Raw genomic sequence first — 16,257 nt, forward strand, 5'->3', positions numbered from 1 at the left:
TCTGGCAAGCGTTTAACAAACGCCGCTCACCGGTTGGCACTGCTCTCTTTGCAGAGTTCAGCGATAAAAAAATCAACACAGAATTGATACCTAAACGATATCAAATATCCAGGTGTAAATTGTGGCTATTAGAGGGGAAATGAAAAAATATGCTACAAAGTGGCGATTAAGCCGCCACTTTGTATTGCAGAAGAGTAAGTTATGCGCGATCGACTGTAAATGCGATTACCTCGGCCAGGCTCTCTGCGCCCAGCGCGAGCATCACCAGACGGTCAACACCCAGCGCCACGCCTGAGCAATCCGGCATGCCCACTTTCAGCGCTTCCAGCAGGTTGGTATCGATAGGTTGCTGCGGCAGGCCACGTGCGGCGCGTTTGCGGTTATCCTGTTCAAATCGCTGCTGCTGTTCGCGCGCGTCGGTCAATTCATGGAAACCATTCGCCAGCTCAATACCTTTGTAATAAACCTCGAAACGTTCAGCCACGCGGTGATCTTCGGTACTGATTTGCGCCAGTGATGCCTGGCTGGCCGGGAAATGATACACAAACGTCGGTTTGTCTTTACCAATATGCGGTTCAACGCCCATCGTAAACAGCAGTTGCAGTAAGGTATCCCGGTCTTCTTCGGTATCAGCGATATTGCTGAGATCCAATTTCGCCGCCGCTTCCCGCAGTTGGGTTTTATCCGCAGACAGCGGGTCAATCTCCAGATGGCGCTGAAAGGCCTGCTGGTAAGAAAGGCTTTCCGCAGGCGAACAGTCCAACACCTGCTGGAGCAAATCATCCACTTCATTCATCAGGCGATACATATCGTAATGCGGACGATACCACTCAAGCATGGTGAATTCAGGGTTGTGATGACGCCCCATCTCTTCATTACGGAAGCTGCGGCATAATTGATACACCGGGCCGCACCCTGCCACCAGCAGGCGCTTCATATGGTATTCAGGGCTGGTCATTAAATAGAGATTCATTCCCTGGGAGTGCCCAGGGCCGACGAAACGCGTTTCGAACGGGAACAGATGGATGTCCGTCACCGTTGCCTGACTCATACAAGGGGTCTCAACCTCAAGCACGCCACGATCGGCAAAAAAGCGGCGAATCTCCGCTATAATTGCTGCACGTTTCAACAGATTGGGGATGGACGCGCTCGGCTGCCAGGTTGCCGTTTCGCTCATGGTTGTTTCTCCGATTTAAGACAAGGGCACGAAGTCTACTCGTATCGCGCTAACGAGACAAATTTCGCGCACCAGTAATCAGCACTGGCAATTGGATAAAAAAAGCGACACAGGGTGGTTTAGTAATTAAATTAATCAAATTCAATGATAATTCCCCCCTCTGATACGCTAAAAAAATCGAACACGTCAAATTTCCCGCACATCCCTAAGACTATACTATTGTACCTATAAAGGAGCAGTGGAAACGCGTTCATAACCTGTTTGAAGCCGATGAAGCATCTGATTCAGGCAGGGATGAAATAACAACAATCTGGAGGAATGTCGTGCAAACCTTTCAAGCCGATCTTGCCATTATAGGCGCCGGTGGCGCGGGATTACGTGCTGCAATTGCTGCCGCACAAGCAAATCCCAACGCTAAAATCGCACTGATCTCAAAAGTGTACCCAATGCGCAGCCATACCGTTGCTGCCGAAGGCGGCTCTGCTGCTGTCGCGCAGGATCATGACAGCTTTGACTACCATTTTCACGATACGGTAGCAGGCGGAGACTGGCTGTGTGAGCAGGATGTCGTGGATTACTTTGTCCACCACTGCCCAACTGAAATGACGCAACTGGAACAATGGGGCTGCCCATGGAGCCGTCGTGAAGACGGTAGCGTCAACGTACGTCGCTTCGGCGGCATGAAAATCGAGCGTACCTGGTTTGCCGCGGATAAGACCGGCTTCCACATGCTGCATACGCTGTTCCAAACATCTTTGCAGTTCCCGCAGATTCAGCGCTTTGACGAACACTTCGTTCTGGATATTCTGGTTGACGATGGCCATGCTCGTGGTCTGGTTGCCATGAACATGATGGAAGGCACGCTGGTGCAAATCCGTGCTAACGCAGTCGTGATGGCAACGGGTGGCGCAGGTCGTGTTTACCGTTACAACACCAACGGCGGCATCGTAACCGGCGACGGTATGGGCATGGCGCTGAGCCACGGCGTTCCGCTGCGTGATATGGAATTCGTTCAGTATCACCCAACAGGTCTGCCAGGCTCCGGTATCCTGATGACTGAAGGCTGCCGTGGTGAAGGCGGTATTCTGGTTAACAAAAACGGCTACCGTTATCTGCAAGACTACGGCATGGGTCCGGAAACCCCGCTGGGCGAGCCAAAAAACAAATACATGGAACTCGGTCCGCGCGACAAAGTTTCTCAGGCTTTCTGGCACGAATGGCGCAAAGGCAACACCATTTCCACTCCGCGTGGCGATGTGGTTCACCTCGACCTGCGTCACCTCGGCGAGAAAAAACTGCTCGAACGTTTACCGTTCATCTGCGAACTGGCGAAAGCTTACGTGGGTGTCGATCCGGTTAAAGAGCCGATCCCGGTACGTCCGACCGCGCACTACACCATGGGCGGTATCGAAACCGATCAGCACTGTGAAACCCGCATTAAAGGTCTGTTCGCTGTCGGCGAATGTTCCTCTGTTGGTCTGCATGGCGCTAACCGTCTGGGCTCTAACTCCCTGGCTGAACTGGTGGTCTTCGGTCGTATGGCCGGTGAGCAGGCTGCAGAACGCGCTGCAACGGCTGGCGCTGCAAACAGTGCCGCTCTTGATGCACAGGTTGCTGGCGTTGAAAAACGTCTGAAAGATCTGGTTAACCAGGAAGGTAACGAAAACTGGTCTAAGATCCGTGACGAAATGGGCCTGTCCATGGAAGAAGGTTGCGGTATCTACCGTACGCCGGAACTCATGCAGAAAACCGTTGATAAGCTGGCGGAACTGCAGGAACGCTTCAAGCGCGTACGTATCACTGATACCTCCAGCGTCTTCAACACCGACCTGCTGTATACCATCGAACTGGGTCACGGTCTGAACGTTGCTGAATGTATGGCGCACTCCGCTCTGGCACGTAAAGAATCCCGCGGCGCGCATCAGCGTCTGGATGAAGGCTGCACCGAGCGTGACGATGTGAACTTCCTCAAACACACCCTCGCCTTCCGCGATGCTGACGGCACGACTCGCCTGGAATACAGCGACGTGAAAATCACCACTCTGCCACCGGCTAAACGTGTTTACGGTGGCGAAGCGGAAGCAGCCGATAAGAAGGAGAAGGCGAATGGCTGAGATGAAAAACCTGAAAGTTGAGGTGGTGCGCTATAACCCGGAAACCGATACCGCGCCGCACAGTGCTTTCTACGAAGTTCCTTATGATGAAACCACGTCACTGCTGGATGCGCTGGGCTACATCAAGGATAACCTGGCACCGGACCTGAGCTACCGCTGGTCCTGCCGTATGGCGATCTGCGGCTCCTGCGGCATGATGGTCAACAATGTACCGAAACTGGCGTGCAAAACCTTCCTGCGTGATTACACCAACGGCATGAAGGTTGAAGCGCTGGGCAACTTCCCGATTGAGCGCGATCTGGTCGTCGACATGACGCACTTTATCGAAAGCCTGGAAGCGATCAAACCGTACATTATCGGTAACCCGCGTACACCGGATCAGGGTCCAAACACCCAGACTCCGGCGCAGATGGCGAAGTATCATCAGTTCTCCGGTTGCATCAACTGTGGTCTGTGCTATGCAGCGTGTCCGCAGTTCGGCCTGAACCCTGAGTTCATTGGACCGGCTGCGATTACGCTGGCGCATCGTTACAACGAAGATAGCCGCGACCACGGTAAGAAGGAGCGTATGGCTCAGTTGAACAGCCCGAACGGCGTCTGGACCTGTACTTTCGTGGGCTACTGCTCCGAAGTCTGCCCGAAACACGTCGATCCGGCTGCGGCCATTCAGCAGGGTAAAGTTGAAAGTTCAAAAGACTTTCTTATCGCTACCCTGAAACCACGCTAAGGAGTGCACGATGACGACTAAACGTAAAGCCTATGTGCGGCCAATGACGTCCACCTGGTGGAAAAAGCTGCCATTTTATCGTTTTTACATGCTGCGTGAAGGTACGGCGGTTCCGGCAGTCTGGTTCAGCATTGAACTGATTATCGGCCTGTTTGCACTCAAGCATGGTGCAGAGTCCTGGATGGGCTTTGTCGCCTTTTTGCAAAACCCGGTGGTGGTAATCCTTAACATTATCGCCCTGGCAGCAGCGCTGCTGCATACCAAAACCTGGTTTGAGCTGGCGCCAAAAGCTGCCAACATCATCGTAAAAGACGAAAAAATGGGGCCAGAGCCGATCATCAAAGGTCTCTGGGCAGTTACTGTGGTTGCGACAGTAGTCATACTGTTTGTTGCCCTGTTCTGGTAAGGAGTCCGGAATGATTAATCCAAATCCAAAACGCTCTGACGAACCCGTATTCTGGGGCCTGTTTGGTGCAGGCGGTATGTGGAGCGCAATCATTGCGCCGGTAATGATCCTGCTGGTAGGCATTATGCTGCCGCTGGGCTTTGTTCCTGATGCTTTCAGCTATGAACGCGTACTGGCATTCGCTCAGAGCTTCATCGGACGTGCGTTTCTGTTCCTGATGATCGTTCTGCCGCTGTGGTGTGGTTTACACCGTATGCACCACGCGATGCATGACCTGAAAATCCACGTGCCTGCTGGCAAATGGGTATTCTACGGACTGGCAGCAATCCTGACCGTTGTAACGGCTATTGGTATTCTGACCATCTAAGTACATGCGTTAATAATCAGGCCCGCCATTGGCGGGCCTTTTTATTTGTGCAGCACTCCTGTCAACCAACGGGAAAATTCACGCATCGCGGGTGTCTCCGGACGCGATTGCAAACGCGTTATCCAGTAACTTCCCAAATCAATCTGCGTTAAAAACGGTTGAACGATTCGTTCCCTACTGAGTAAATGCGTGAACATTCTGACTGGCGCAATTGCCACACCGATCCCCGCCTGCGCGGCTTCCAGCATGGTGACGGACGAATCAAACACCACCACGTTGTGCGTCGGTGACGGAGGCGCCTCTCCGGCGGCCTGCATCCAAAGCGTCCATTCATCCCGCCGATACGATCGTAATAACGGAAATTTCAGGATGTCCGCAGGCGTTTGAATCTGCGAAGCCAATGTTGGCGAACACAGTGGAGACATCAGCGCGCTACATAAATATTGCGCGTCGGTATCGTGCCAAGCTCCCCCTCCGTAGCGAATGGTATAATCCAGCCCTTCGGCAGCGGGATCCACGCGGTTATTATGGGTAGAAATATGCAAATCAACATGCGGGTAACTGCGCTTAAAATCGCCCAGTAGAGGAAACAGACACCCAACCGCAAAGGTCCCCACCACGCCAATTTTAAGTTTTTCCTGGGTCTGTTTGGTAGCAAAACGATCCAGCATCCCCGCCATACGATCGAAAGAGTCATTAAGTACAGGTAACAGACTTTCCCCTTCAGTCGTCAACATTAATCCACGAGAACCGCGCACAAAAAGCTGACAATTTAGCTGCTGCTCCAGCGCTTTTACATGCTGACTGATGGCAGAATGCGTCACGTTGAGCTCAATCGCGGCGCGGGTAAAACTGAGATGTCTGGCGGCGGCTTCAAAAGCCCGCAGCGAGTTAAGTGGGATATAGCTACGCGTCATCATCCGGCCTGTTAGAAAAACTTATATCTGCTACTAAATTTAACCGTTTGTCAACACGGTGCAAATCAAACACACTGATTGCGTCTGACGGGCCCGGACACCTTTTTGCTTTTAATTACGGAACTGATTTCATGATGAAAAAATCGTTATGCTGCGCTCTGCTGCTGACAGCCTCTTTCTCCACATTTGCTGCCGCAAAAACAGAACAACAGATTGCCGATATCGTTAATCGCACCATCACCCCGTTGATGCAGGAGCAGGCTATTCCGGGTATGGCCGTTGCCGTTATCTACCAGGGAAAACCCTATTATTTCACCTGGGGTAAAGCCGATATCGCCAATAACCACCCAGTCACGCAGCAAACGCTGTTTGAGCTAGGATCGGTTAGTAAGACGTTTAACGGCGTGTTGGGCGGCGATGCTATCGCCCGCAGCGAAATTAAGCTCAGCGATCCGGTCACGAAATACTGGCCAGAACTGACAGGCAAACAGTGGCAGGGTATCAGCCTGCTGCACTTAGCCACCTATACGGCAGGCGGCCTACCGCTGCAGATCCCCGATGACGTTACGGATAAAGCCGCATTACTGCATTTTTATCAAAACTGGCAGCCGCAATGGACTCCGGGCGCTAAGCGACTTTACGCTAACTCCAGCATTGGTCTGTTTGGCGCGCTGGCGGTGAAACCCTCAGGAATGAGTTACGAAGAGGCAATGACCAGACGCGTCCTGCAACCATTAAAACTGGCGCATACCTGGATTACGGTTCCGCAGAACGAACAAAAAGATTATGCCTGGGGCTATCGCGAAGGGAAGCCCGTACACGTTTCTCCGGGACAACTTGACGCCGAAGCCTATGGCGTGAAATCCAGCGTTATTGATATGGCCCGCTGGGTTCAGGCCAACATGGATGCCAGCCACGTTCAGGAGAAAACGCTCCAGCAGGGCATTGCGCTTGCGCAGTCTCGCTACTGGCGTATTGGCGATATGTACCAGGGATTAGGCTGGGAGATGCTGAACTGGCCGCTGAAAGCTGATTCGATCATCAGCGGCAGCGACAGCAAAGTGGCATTGGCAGCGCTTCCCGCCGTTGAGGTAAACCCGCCCGCCCCCGCAGTGAAAGCCTCATGGGTGCATAAAACGGGCTCCACTGGTGGATTTGGCAGCTACGTAGCCTTCGTTCCAGAAAAAAACCTTGGCATCGTGATGCTGGCAAACAAAAGCTATCCTAACCCTGTCCGTGTCGAGGCGGCCTGGCGCATTCTTGAAAAGCTGCAATAACTGACGATGAGGCCCAGGATATTGGGCCTCCTTTCTTTCTCTTTTTTTCCTGTTGTCATCTACACTTAACAAAAATACAGCAAGGAAAATCCCATGCGCATTTTGCCCGTCGTTGCTGCAGTTACGGCTGCATTCCTGGTTGTCGCGTGCAGCTCCCCGACACCGCCGAAAGGCGTTACCGTGGTAAATAACTTTGATGCCAAACGCTATCTGGGAACCTGGTATGAAATTGCGCGCTTCGACCATCGTTTCGAGCGCGGGTTGGATAAAGTGACCGCAACGTACAGCTTGCGCGACGACGGCGGCATCAACGTTATTAATAAGGGCTATAACCCTGACAGGGAGATGTGGCAGAAAACGGAAGGGAAAGCCTATTTCACCGGCGACCCAAGCAGAGCCGCGCTTAAGGTTTCGTTCTTCGGCCCCTTCTATGGCGGGTATAACGTAATTGCACTCGACCGGGAATATCGTCACGCGCTGGTTTGTGGTCCGGATCGCGACTACCTGTGGATCCTTTCACGGACCCCTACTATTTCAGATGAAATGAAACAGCAAATGTTAGCCATCGCGACCCGGGAAGGGTTTGAGGTGAATAAACTGATTTGGGTGAAACAACCCGGCGCTTAGTGAGTGCTCAGCTTCAGACCAATAATGCCAGCAACGATCAGCCCAAGGCTCAGCAAACGTGCCGGGCTGGCAGACTCACCCAGCAGCAAAATTCCTGTAATGGCCGCCCCAACAGCGCCAATACCGGTCCAGACCGCATAAGCGGTTCCTACAGGCAACGTGCGCATTGCCCAGGAGAGCATGGCGATACTGACGATCATCGCCGCAATAGTGATAATGCTTGGCGTAAGACGCGTAAAACCGTGGGTGTATTTCAGGCCAATCGCCCAGACGACTTCGAGCAAACCTGCAATTAATAAAACGATCCAGGACATATCAGGCTCCAGAACAATGGGGCCGTCCCCGGTGAAAGAAGCGTTTGCAGGTCGTCCTGCAAAGCTGATGTGTGAAATGGCATTTTTGCCCGGAAGAAAATGAATTTCAACCTTTTTATTCACTGCCTGCTAAAAGCAAGAATTAAGCATAATTAGCGGCGTAGTTCCCGCATTTGGCACTCATCGGAGTTCTCTATGATGAAGGGCTTTCTGAAACCAGAAAGTCGATTGCCCCTCTTCTGAATGCGAAACGTTTATGCTTAAAATTTTAGTGATTGACCGGTGCCACTTTACCCGCACAGGGATAGAGGCCTTGCTTAATCATTCTGGCAGGTTCAGCTCCTCATTTCTGGTATCAGGAATCAATAATCTCCTGTTAGCAAAAGAGCATATTTTGCAATGGAAACCGCATCTGGTGATCGCGGATTTATACAGTTTTATTAGCGAGACGCACTCCAGTCCGCCAATTAATCCTTTTTTTATGAGTTGTGGCGTCATCCCACTAATTTTACTGCAATCAGCAGATAGACAGCATGCCCCCATCGTGCCCTCTCAATCCGTAGCCCATTCGGTCTTGACCAAGCACACCACGCTGAACACACTCTCCCACACAATTCAGGAAGCGCTTCAGGTTCGCCCCGCATTAGAAATAGCCAAAAATGCCACGCCTTTGCTTACGCCGCAGGAGGAGAAAGTATTATCAATGTGGATGGATGGTGTGAGTAACAATGCCATTGCCGCCGCGCTCAGCATTCATGGCAAAACGGTCTACACCTATAAGCGGAATATCCGTATGAAACTGCACCTGGGGAACCGCTTCTCGCCGTTCCTTTCACTCCCAGGGAAGGGTGATTAACGGTACGACACGACGTCGTACCGTTCTTCATTATTGCTGAGCTTTTGTCGCTGCACCAGAAATGGCGCTACCGCCTTCAGAAATATCCTGTCCTACGCCTCGTGTGGTATTACACGCGGTTAAAACGGAAGAAAGTACCAACACAGAAAAGATCGCAGCAATTGTCTTCTTAACCATAACGTCTTCCTTTTCTAGCCAATATTGTTTGTGTATAGCTACTTAATAATAGACAAGATCCGGGAGTGTGATGGATAAACAACCGTTTTTAAGACTATATGACAGGATTAGCTGGCGGCGTGAGAAATTGAATTGCCAAGATGTTTTATGTCTTCACCGAAGCCGCGCGCGGTATTGCATCCCGTCAGGAGGGTGCTGGTGAAAAGGAGTAGCATTACAAGACCGAGAAGACGTTTCATCATTCCTGCCCTGGAAAAAGTATGGCGCAGCAACCTGCGCCATAAGATCAAATGGAAGACTTATTTTACGCGAGAAACGTATTCGCCGGAGCGGGTATCCACTTTGATCACTTCGCCGATCTGTACGAACAGCGGAACTTTAACGACTGCGCCGGTAGACAGGGTAGCCGGTTTGCCGCCAGTACCAGCGGTATCACCTTTCAGACCTGGGTCGGTTTCAACAACTTCCAGCTCAACGAAGTTCGGCGGAGTTACGGAGATCGGCTGACCGTTCCACAGGGTCACGATGCATTCAGCCTGGTCCAGCAGCCATTTGGCGTTATCGCCTACCGCTTTCTCGTCTGCAGCCAACTGTTCGAAAGTGGTGTTATTCATAAAGTGCCAGAACTCACCGTCGCTATACAGGAAGGTCAGGTTCATGTCGGCTACGTCTGCGCCTTCAGCGGAGTCAGTAGACTTGAAGGTTTTCTCTACGCGAGTACCGGTCAGCAGGCGACGCAGCTTAACGCGCGCAAACGCCTGGCCTTTACCTGGTTTAACGAATTCGCTGGCTTCAACCGCATAAGGTTCGCCGTCCAACATGATTTTAAGACCAGCACGAAAATCGTTGCTATAGTACGTTGCCATAAGGCCCTCTGAAAATTGTTAACTGGTAGCTAAGCCACAAAATGGCGCATATTGTAACCCTAAATACCCCATCCAGAGAAGATTGGTTATCGCAACTTGCCGATGTTGTGACCGATCCCGATGAACTTCTGCATCTTTTGAACATAGATGCAGATGAAAAACTGTTGGCCGGACGCGACGCGAGACGGCTTTTCGCCCTGCGCGTGCCGCGTGCGTTTATTGCCCGCATGGAGAAAGGCAACCCGGACGATCCGCTTTTACGTCAGGTGCTGACTGCCCAGGAAGAGTTTGTGGCCGCGCCAGGCTATTCAACCGACCCACTGGAAGAACAGCACAGCGTGGTTCCCGGTCTGCTGCATAAATATCGCAATCGGGCACTGCTGCTGGTTAAAGGCGGTTGCGCGGTAAATTGTCGCTATTGCTTCCGCCGACACTTCCCATACGCCGAAAACCAAGGCAATAAGCGCAACTGGCAGGTCGCCCTCGACTACATTAACGCGCACCCTGAGCTGGATGAAATCATCTTCTCTGGTGGCGATCCGTTAATGGCCAAGGACCACGAACTGGACTGGTTGCTCACGCAACTGGAAGCTATCCCGCACATTAAGCGTCTGCGTATTCACAGCCGTTTGCCAATAGTGATCCCGGCGCGCATTACAGAAGGACTGGTCGAGCGTTTTGCGCACTCCTCCTTGCAGATTCTGCTGGTCAATCACATTAACCATGCCAATGAAATTGATGAGACGTTTCGCCAGGCGATGAGCAGTCTGCGCGCCGCGGGCGTTACGTTACTCAACCAAAGCGTATTGCTGCGTGACGTAAACGATAACGCACAAACCCTGGCTAACCTTAGCAACGCACTGTTTGATGCCAGTGTGATGCCCTATTACCTGCACGTGCTGGATAAAGTGCAGGGTGCCGCACACTTTATGGTCAGCGACGATGAAGCGCGTCGCATTATGCGTGAGCTTCTGACGCTAGTTTCCGGCTATATGGTCCCCAAACTGGCGCGTGAAATTGGTGGAGAGCCAAGTAAAACACCGCTGGATCTGCAGTTACGCCAACAATAGCCATTACTGAGTGTCCGATTCCGGACACTCACCACGATTAATTATTATTTAAATCTCCACAAGTGGAGCCTCGCTTTTAATCTGTGCTATTTTAATTAGCGCAGTTCAATCATTCATTCGTAAACATTATCAATAGTTTCAAATGCAGAATATTAATAAATATATGGTTAAGGAGAACCTTTTATGGCTATAAGTATTAAGGGCATTAATACTGGCATTATTCGCCAAAAGAATGAATTTGTTGCCATGGCATTAAAAATAAAAGAACCAAGAAATAAGGAGTCGTTGTTTTTTCTTTCTCCGCTTGGGCTAAGAGACCTGCTTATCGCGCTGGAGAGCCGGCTGTTCGCCATTTCTCAGCTAAACAAAGACGAGCGTATGCAATATGAAAAGACATGCGATAAAGCCAGCAAAAAAATGCACGAGAATATTCCGTCAATTCAGGAAGATGAACTAAGAAATGCGGATATTAACCGTCGCATAAATTCGCTGATGTTAGTGGATGACAAAGGCGAGAATTTAACATTTTCTCTGACGTTACATGACGGACAAACATGCGAATTACTGGTTAATGAATTACAGATTCAGGTGTTGGCGCATGCAATTATTCACGCAATAAATAATGCTGGCATGAGAGAACTCGCGCTACGAATAACATCGCTGCTGGATTTCCTGCCGCTGTACGATGTTGATTGTCAGCAAAACGACAATCTGGAATACGACTCTTATACACAACCCGAATGGAAACATAACCTGTTTAATCATTATCTGGCGATTATTTACCGCTATAAAGATGATAAAGGAAAAGCCCAGTTCTGTGGTTCGGTAGTGAAAACTCGCGCCCTTTCCGGTAGCAAAGAAGCCGAAGCCATTACTCGCCGCCTTCTCGACTTCAGCCCGCGGCTGAAAAAACTTACCGGTGTACCGTGCCAGGTGTTTGTCAGAACGTTGACGGGTGATAAGGCGCAAAAGCTCAATCAGGATCAGTGCCTGCGCGCACTGCATCATTTACGCGTTCAGTCTGCGCATAAAACTCAGAATGCCTGATGGCGCTGCGCTTATCAGGCCTACGATTGCATGAGCCTGTCCAGGCCACTTTATTACACAAAATCATTCAATCTGCATCGCGGCGGCAAGCGAAGAAATCCCCAGGAGCATAGATAACTATGTGACTGGGGTTTCATAGCGCAGTCAACAAAGAGGCAGCTTGAAGGATGAAGTGTAATCAGTTAGGGCACTTATAAACCTGACCAATCATCTCACTGGCGGTAGGAACAAAGCTGGACAGCATTCCCTGCGATGGGCTGCTGACGCCATAAATCACGTTACCGCCCATTGCCGCAGCCTGGTTACGCAGATCGTTTGCTGCGCCACGCATTGAGCCGCCCTCTTCGCCGTGCTGGCCTGAAAGCCAGTTGCTTTGCTTACCGGTTGCGGTGCCTATCAATTGGCACTCTGCACCAGGCTTGTCTTCAACAAAACGTACGCTTTGCCCGGCAGAACTCAGTTCGTTGCTGGAGCTACAACCCGCCATCAGTAGCGCGGCACCAACGATCCCTGCTAAATATTTCACGTGCATGTCATTCCCCATAATCAATTAGTTGGACGTTTTGTCCGTAGCTGAATCATATACTAAAAAGATGACCAAAAGAAAAACCCCCGGACATTTCTGCCCGAGGGTTTCTCAATTCTGGGAGATGAGCACCCAAATCATTCTGGTTGCAGGAAGGCGGCCAGTTTGTTAATCCCCAGGAGCTTACTCAAGTAAGTGACTGGGGTTAGCAAACGCAGCCAACGCATCTGCGGCCTGAAGGATGCAGGGTGTGGGCAATTACATCATGCCGCCCATACCACCCATGCCACCCATACCGGCAGCACCTAAGTCAGGCGCATCGCCTTTCGGCAGGTCGGTAACCATGCACTCGGTGGTGATCATCAGACCCGCAACAGAAGCCGCGTACTGCAGAGCAGAACGAGTTACTTTGGTTGGATCCAGGATACCCATGTCGATCATGTTGCCGTATTCTTCAGTTGCAGCGTTGTAACCGTAGTTACCGTCACCAGCTTTCACGGTGTTAGCCACTACAGACGGCTCTTCGCCGCAGTTCAGTACGATTTGACGCAGTGGGGATTCCATTGCGCGCAGCGCAACTTTGATACCTACATTCTGGTCTTCGTTCTGACCTTTCAGGCCGGCAATTTTAGACGCTACGCGAATCAGCGCAACACCACCACCAGCAACCACGCCTTCTTCTACCGCAGCACGGGTAGCGTGCAGGGCATCTTCAACGCGGGCTTTCTTCTCTTTCATTTCAACTTCAGTCGCAGCACCAACTTTGATAACCGCAACGCCGCCTGCCAGTTTCGCTACGCGCTCCTGCAGTTTTTCACGGTCATAGTCGGAAGTTGCTTCTTCGATCTGCTGACGAATCTGAGTCACGCGACCCTGGATTGCAGCTTCGTCGCCCACGCCATCAATGATGGTGGTGGTATCTTTGTTGATAACAACGCGTTTCGCCTGACCCAGATCTTCCAGAGTTGCTTTTTCCAGCTCCATACCGATCTCTTCAGAGATAACGGTACCACCGGTCAGGGTAGCGATATCCTGCAGCATTGCTTTACGACGATCGCCGAAGCCTGGTGCCTTAACTGCAGCGACTTTCACGATACCGCGCATGGTGTTAACAACCAGAGTTGCCAGCGCTTCGCCTTCAACATCTTCAGCGATGATCAGCAGCGGTTTGCCTGCTTTCGCTACAGCTTCCAGAACCGGCAGCATTTCGCGGATGTTGGAGATTTTCTTGTCAGCCAGCAGGATGAACGGGCTTTCCAGTTCTACTGCGCCAGTTTCCGGCTTGTTGATGAAGTAAGGAGACAGGTAGCCACGGTCGAACTGCATACCTTCAACCACGTCCAGTTCGTCCTGCAGACCGGTACCGTCTTCAACGGTGATCACGCCTTCTTTACCGACTTTGTCCATCGCTTCAGCGATCAGTTTACCTACGGTTTCGTCGGAGTTAGCGGAGATGGTACCAACCTGAGCAATAGCTTTAGAGTCGGAGCACGGTACGGACAGTGCTTTCAGTTCTTCAACTGCAGCAGCGACAGCTTTGTCGATACCACGTTTCAGATCCATCGGGTTCATGCCCGCAGCAACGGCTTTCAGACCTTCAGTGATGATGGACTGAGCCAGTACGGTTGCGGTGGTGGTACCGTCACCTGCAGCGTCGTTCGCTTTAGAGGCAACTTCTTTCACCATCTGCGCACCCATGTTTTCGAACTTGTCTTCCAGTTCGATTTCACGTGCTACGGAAACACCATCTTTAGTGATGGTCGGTGCACCGAAAGATTTATCCAGAACTACGTTACGGCCTTTTGGACCGAGGGTAACTTTCACTGCATCTGCCAGTACGTTTACGCCGCGCAGCATTTTCACACGAGCGTCGTTACCGAATTTTACGTCTTTAGCTGCCATTTTCTCTTTCCCTTAAATTCGTATGTTCAGTGTCGTTCGCGGATTAGGCTTCAACAATCGCCAGGATGTCGCTTTCAGACATGATCAACACTTCTTCATTGTCGATCTTCTCAGATTTAACTCCGTAGCCATCGTTGAAAATAACGATATCGCCGACTTTCACGTCCAGCGGCTGTACGGTACCGTTGTCCAGGATGCGACCCTTACCGACAGCGATGATTTCGCCACGAGTTGATTTACCTGCTGCAGAACCAGTCAGTACGATGCCGCCAGCAGATTTGGATTCAACTTCTTTACGTTTGACGATCACACGATCATGTAACGGACGAATACTCATTGATAGCTCTCCTTTGAGAAAGTCTTTATCAGTTATGGGTGACGCCGGCCCGTAAACGGTTTCCCGGCTAGTGACCAGAGAGATGGGGATGGGGTTTTGTGCCTTCAAGGGGGCAAGCGAAAAAAATTTTTTATCAGCAGAAAATCCCGTCAAAACGCCGACGCACCTCACATTTCATAACGATTTCAGTCACGTCGTCATAAGCAAATCTGATTGTGATACCATCAAAAATCTGCGCTGTAGCCCGGTCAATGGGCATAACCGGATAACAACTTATGAGCGGACTGAAACAAGAGCTGGGACTGGCTCAGGGCGTTGGCCTGTTGTCTACATCATTGTTAGGTACAGGCGTTTTTGCCGTCCCCGCGCTGGCCGCACTGGTTGCGGGCAACAACAGCCTGTGGGCATGGCCGGCGCTGATTGTTTTGGTCTTTCCCGTAGCGATTGTCTTCGCCGTACTGGGTCGTCATTTTCCCAGCGCAGGCGGTGTGGCGCATTTTGTCGGCATGGCCTTTGGTTCGCGCCTGGAGCGCGTCACCGGATGGTTATTTTTGTCGGTCATTCCTGTCGGCTTGCCTGCGGCATTGCATATCGCCGCCGGATTCGGTCAGGCGATGTTTGGCTGGCATGACGAGCAGCTTTTGCTGGCTGAGCTCGGTACGCTGGCATTGGTTTGGTACATCGGCTCCCGCGGCGCAAGCTCCAGCGCGAATCTACAAACGGTCATTGCCGGGCTGATTGTTGCCCTGATTGTTGCTATCTGGTGGGCGGGCGATCTGACACCTGGCGAAATCCCCTTCCCTGCGATTACCGATATTGAGCTTCCAGGCCTGTTCGCCGCGTTGTCGGTCATGTTCTGGTGCTTTGTCGGCCTTGAAGCGTTTGCTCACCTGGCGTCTGAATTCAAAAATCCGGAGCGAGACTTCCCACGCGCACTGATGATCGGCCTGCTGTTGGCGGGGTCTGTTTATTGGGCATGCACCGTTGTCGTTCTCCATTTTGGTGCCTACGGCGAGCAAATGGCGGCCGCAGCGTCGCTGCCAGAGATCGTCGTGCAACTGTTTGGCGTACAAGCTCTGTGGGTCGCCTGCATCATTGGTTATCTGGCCTGTTTTGCCAGCCTCAACATTTATATACAAAGCTTCGCCCGGCTGGTCTGGTCGCAAGCGCAGTATAAGCCGGAGAGTTATCTGGCTCGTCTGTCCCCCCGCCACCTTCCGCGCAATGCGCTTAACGCCGTATTGGGCTGCTGCGTAGTCAGTACTCTGTGCATCTATATGCTGCAAATCAATCTCGATGCGTTAATCGTCTACGCCAACGGCATCTTTATTATGATTTATTTGTTGTGCATGTTGGCGGGGTGTCGATTACTGAAAGGGCATTATCGCGCACTGGCGGTCATTGGTGGTCTGCTGTGTCTACTGCTACTGGCGATGGTCGGCTGGAAGAGTCTGTACGCGTTGATTATGCTGGCAGGACTGTGGCTGTTTTTACCCCGCAGGCCAGATAAGGCAACGTTGACGCCATCATCCGGCCTATAAACACTTTTG

19 protein-coding genes are annotated in these 16,257 nt (G+C 51.5%); 10 read left to right on the plus strand and 9 right to left on the minus strand.

The annotated features are described in order from the left end of the window. Positions 1-199: 199 nt before the first annotated feature. On the minus strand, positions 200-1,177 hold the full coding sequence (gene epmA / locus OGX92_RS18300) for an elongation factor P--(R)-beta-lysine ligase (protein ID WP_079939036.1): 978 nt from the start codon (positions 1,175-1,177) through the stop codon (positions 200-202). Between the two features lie 323 nt (positions 1,178-1,500). Between epmA and frdA the strand changes: the two genes are divergently transcribed. From frdA to frdD, 4 genes are read left to right on the plus strand one after another with little or no spacing between them, the layout of a single operon-like run. Then, a complete protein-coding gene (gene frdA, locus OGX92_RS18305; RefSeq protein WP_003830519.1) occupies positions 1,501-3,291 on the plus strand; it encodes a fumarate reductase (quinol) flavoprotein subunit in 1,791 nt (596 codons plus the stop codon). Beyond that, positions 3,284-4,018, plus strand: a complete 735-nt coding sequence (frdB, locus tag OGX92_RS18310) for a fumarate reductase iron-sulfur protein (RefSeq protein ID WP_003025540.1) — start codon at positions 3,284-3,286, stop codon at positions 4,016-4,018. The genes frdA and frdB overlap by 8 nt, the downstream gene beginning before the upstream one ends. 10 nt (positions 4,019-4,028) lie before the next feature. Next, entirely contained in the window at positions 4,029-4,424 is a 396-nt protein-coding gene (gene frdC / locus OGX92_RS18315) for a fumarate reductase subunit FrdC (RefSeq protein ID WP_003025537.1), read from the plus strand. A gap of 10 nt (positions 4,425-4,434) precedes the next feature. Next, positions 4,435-4,791, plus strand: coding sequence for a fumarate reductase subunit FrdD (gene frdD, locus OGX92_RS18320; protein WP_003025535.1), 357 nt, complete (start codon positions 4,435-4,437; stop codon positions 4,789-4,791). Between the two features lie 41 nt (positions 4,792-4,832). On the opposite strand, the gene ampR is transcribed toward frdD, so the two are convergent. Beyond that, positions 4,833-5,708, minus strand: a complete 876-nt coding sequence (ampR, locus tag OGX92_RS18325) for a LysR family transcriptional regulator AmpR (protein WP_126319885.1) — start codon at positions 5,706-5,708, stop codon at positions 4,833-4,835. Positions 5,709-5,839: 131 nt separating this feature from the next. On the opposite strand from ampR, the gene OGX92_RS18330 reads away from it, so the two are divergent. Next, complete coding sequence (locus tag OGX92_RS18330; RefSeq protein ID WP_063859768.1) at positions 5,840-6,985, plus strand: class C beta-lactamase CMY-125; 1,146 nt, start codon at positions 5,840-5,842, stop codon at positions 6,983-6,985. 93 nt (positions 6,986-7,078) lie between these two features. After that, positions 7,079-7,612: a lipocalin family protein gene (locus tag OGX92_RS18335; protein WP_001221666.1), complete on the plus strand. Its 534-nt coding sequence runs from the start codon at positions 7,079-7,081 to the stop codon at positions 7,610-7,612. On the opposite strand, the gene sugE is transcribed toward OGX92_RS18335, so the two are convergent. Beyond that, positions 7,609-7,926 (minus strand): quaternary ammonium compound efflux SMR transporter SugE, encoded by a 318-nt coding sequence (gene sugE / locus OGX92_RS18340; protein ID WP_000118520.1) that lies wholly within the window; start codon positions 7,924-7,926, stop codon positions 7,609-7,611. The genes OGX92_RS18335 and sugE overlap by 4 nt on opposite strands. 256 nt (positions 7,927-8,182) lie before the next feature. On the opposite strand from sugE, the gene OGX92_RS18345 reads away from it, so the two are divergent. After that, positions 8,183-8,782, plus strand: a complete 600-nt coding sequence (locus OGX92_RS18345) for a LuxR C-terminal-related transcriptional regulator (protein ID WP_240389565.1) — start codon at positions 8,183-8,185, stop codon at positions 8,780-8,782. Between the two features lie 30 nt (positions 8,783-8,812). Here the strand turns inward: OGX92_RS18345 and ecnB are convergent, their stop codons facing one another. From ecnB to efp, 3 genes are all read right to left on the minus strand, one after another. Next, the gene (ecnB, locus tag OGX92_RS18350) at positions 8,813-8,959 is read right to left on the minus strand and encodes a lipoprotein toxin entericidin B (RefSeq protein ID WP_003025482.1); all 147 of its coding nucleotides are present in this window, start codon (positions 8,957-8,959) and stop codon (positions 8,813-8,815) included. A 107-nt stretch (positions 8,960-9,066) separates the two neighbouring features. Beyond that, positions 9,067-9,201 carry a lipoprotein antitoxin entericidin A gene (gene ecnA, locus OGX92_RS18355; RefSeq protein WP_003830568.1) on the minus strand — a complete coding sequence of 45 codons (135 nt, stop codon included), beginning with the start codon at positions 9,199-9,201 and terminating at the stop codon, positions 9,067-9,069. Between the two features lie 57 nt (positions 9,202-9,258). Further along, a complete protein-coding gene (efp, locus tag OGX92_RS18360; RefSeq protein ID WP_003025478.1) occupies positions 9,259-9,825 on the minus strand; it encodes an elongation factor P in 567 nt (188 codons plus the stop codon). 41 nt (positions 9,826-9,866) lie between these two features. On the opposite strand from efp, the gene epmB reads away from it, so the two are divergent. Together epmB and yjeJ are read left to right on the plus strand one after the other, a co-directional pair. Further along, positions 9,867-10,895, plus strand: a complete 1,029-nt coding sequence (epmB, locus tag OGX92_RS18365) for an EF-P beta-lysylation protein EpmB (RefSeq protein ID WP_063941665.1) — start codon at positions 9,867-9,869, stop codon at positions 10,893-10,895. Between the two features lie 183 nt (positions 10,896-11,078). Then, the gene (gene yjeJ / locus OGX92_RS18370; RefSeq protein ID WP_286586910.1) at positions 11,079-11,942 is read left to right on the plus strand and encodes a YjeJ family protein; all 864 of its coding nucleotides are present in this window, start codon (positions 11,079-11,081) and stop codon (positions 11,940-11,942) included. 178 nt (positions 11,943-12,120) lie between these two features. Here yjeJ and OGX92_RS18375 read toward each other — a convergent pair whose 3' ends face one another. The 3 genes from OGX92_RS18375 to OGX92_RS18385 all read right to left on the minus strand — a co-directional run bounded on the left by OGX92_RS18375 (position 12,121) and on the right by OGX92_RS18385 (position 14,707). Beyond that, on the minus strand, positions 12,121-12,474 hold the full coding sequence (locus OGX92_RS18375) for a DUF4156 domain-containing protein (protein ID WP_003025468.1): 354 nt from the start codon (positions 12,472-12,474) through the stop codon (positions 12,121-12,123). A 252-nt stretch (positions 12,475-12,726) separates the two neighbouring features. Next, positions 12,727-14,370 (minus strand): chaperonin GroEL, encoded by a 1,644-nt coding sequence (gene groL, locus OGX92_RS18380; RefSeq protein ID WP_003830576.1) that lies wholly within the window; start codon positions 14,368-14,370, stop codon positions 12,727-12,729. Between the two features lie 43 nt (positions 14,371-14,413). Then, entirely contained in the window at positions 14,414-14,707 is a 294-nt protein-coding gene (locus OGX92_RS18385) for a co-chaperone GroES (RefSeq protein WP_000027827.1), read from the minus strand. A gap of 275 nt (positions 14,708-14,982) precedes the next feature. Between OGX92_RS18385 and yjeH the strand changes: the two genes are divergently transcribed. Further along, on the plus strand, positions 14,983-16,248 hold the full coding sequence (yjeH, locus tag OGX92_RS18390; protein ID WP_003830664.1) for an L-methionine/branched-chain amino acid transporter: 1,266 nt from the start codon (positions 14,983-14,985) through the stop codon (positions 16,246-16,248). Positions 16,249-16,257 lie beyond the last annotated feature (9 nt).

It is taken from the genome of Citrobacter sp. Cpo089, from assembly GCF_030332695.1.
GTDB lineage: Bacteria > Pseudomonadota > Gammaproteobacteria > Enterobacterales > Enterobacteriaceae > Citrobacter > Citrobacter portucalensis.

Excerpts from the sequence above, each read along its gene's own strand:
- epmA (WP_079939036.1), bottom strand. The coding sequence starts at position 1,177 with ATGAGCGAAACGGCAACCTGGCAGCCGAGCGCGTCCATCCCCAATCTG.
- frdB (WP_003025540.1), top strand. The coding sequence starts at position 3,284 with ATGGCTGAGATGAAAAACCTGAAAGTTGAGGTGGTGCGCTATAACCCG.
- frdC (WP_003025537.1), top strand. The coding sequence starts at position 4,029 with ATGACGACTAAACGTAAAGCCTATGTGCGGCCAATGACGTCCACCTGG.
- frdD (WP_003025535.1), top strand. The coding sequence starts at position 4,435 with ATGATTAATCCAAATCCAAAACGCTCTGACGAACCCGTATTCTGGGGC.
- ampR (WP_126319885.1), bottom strand. The coding sequence starts at position 5,708 with ATGACGCGTAGCTATATCCCACTTAACTCGCTGCGGGCTTTTGAAGCC.
- OGX92_RS18330 (WP_063859768.1), top strand. The coding sequence starts at position 5,840 with ATGATGAAAAAATCGTTATGCTGCGCTCTGCTGCTGACAGCCTCTTTC.
- OGX92_RS18335 (WP_001221666.1), top strand. The coding sequence starts at position 7,079 with ATGCGCATTTTGCCCGTCGTTGCTGCAGTTACGGCTGCATTCCTGGTT.
- sugE (WP_000118520.1), bottom strand. The coding sequence starts at position 7,926 with ATGTCCTGGATCGTTTTATTAATTGCAGGTTTGCTCGAAGTCGTCTGG.
- OGX92_RS18345 (WP_240389565.1), top strand. The coding sequence starts at position 8,183 with ATGCTTAAAATTTTAGTGATTGACCGGTGCCACTTTACCCGCACAGGG.
- ecnB (WP_003025482.1), bottom strand. The coding sequence starts at position 8,959 with ATGGTTAAGAAGACAATTGCTGCGATCTTTTCTGTGTTGGTACTTTCT.
- ecnA (WP_003830568.1), bottom strand. The coding sequence starts at position 9,201 with ATGATGAAACGTCTTCTCGGTCTTGTAATGCTACTCCTTTTCACCAGC.
- efp (WP_003025478.1), bottom strand. The coding sequence starts at position 9,825 with ATGGCAACGTACTATAGCAACGATTTTCGTGCTGGTCTTAAAATCATG.
- epmB (WP_063941665.1), top strand. The coding sequence starts at position 9,867 with ATGGCGCATATTGTAACCCTAAATACCCCATCCAGAGAAGATTGGTTA.
- yjeJ (WP_286586910.1), top strand. The coding sequence starts at position 11,079 with ATGGCTATAAGTATTAAGGGCATTAATACTGGCATTATTCGCCAAAAG.
- OGX92_RS18375 (WP_003025468.1), bottom strand. The coding sequence starts at position 12,474 with ATGCACGTGAAATATTTAGCAGGGATCGTTGGTGCCGCGCTACTGATG.
- groL (WP_003830576.1), bottom strand. The coding sequence starts at position 14,370 with ATGGCAGCTAAAGACGTAAAATTCGGTAACGACGCTCGTGTGAAAATG.
- OGX92_RS18385 (WP_000027827.1), bottom strand. The coding sequence starts at position 14,707 with ATGAGTATTCGTCCGTTACATGATCGTGTGATCGTCAAACGTAAAGAA.
- yjeH (WP_003830664.1), top strand. The coding sequence starts at position 14,983 with ATGAGCGGACTGAAACAAGAGCTGGGACTGGCTCAGGGCGTTGGCCTG.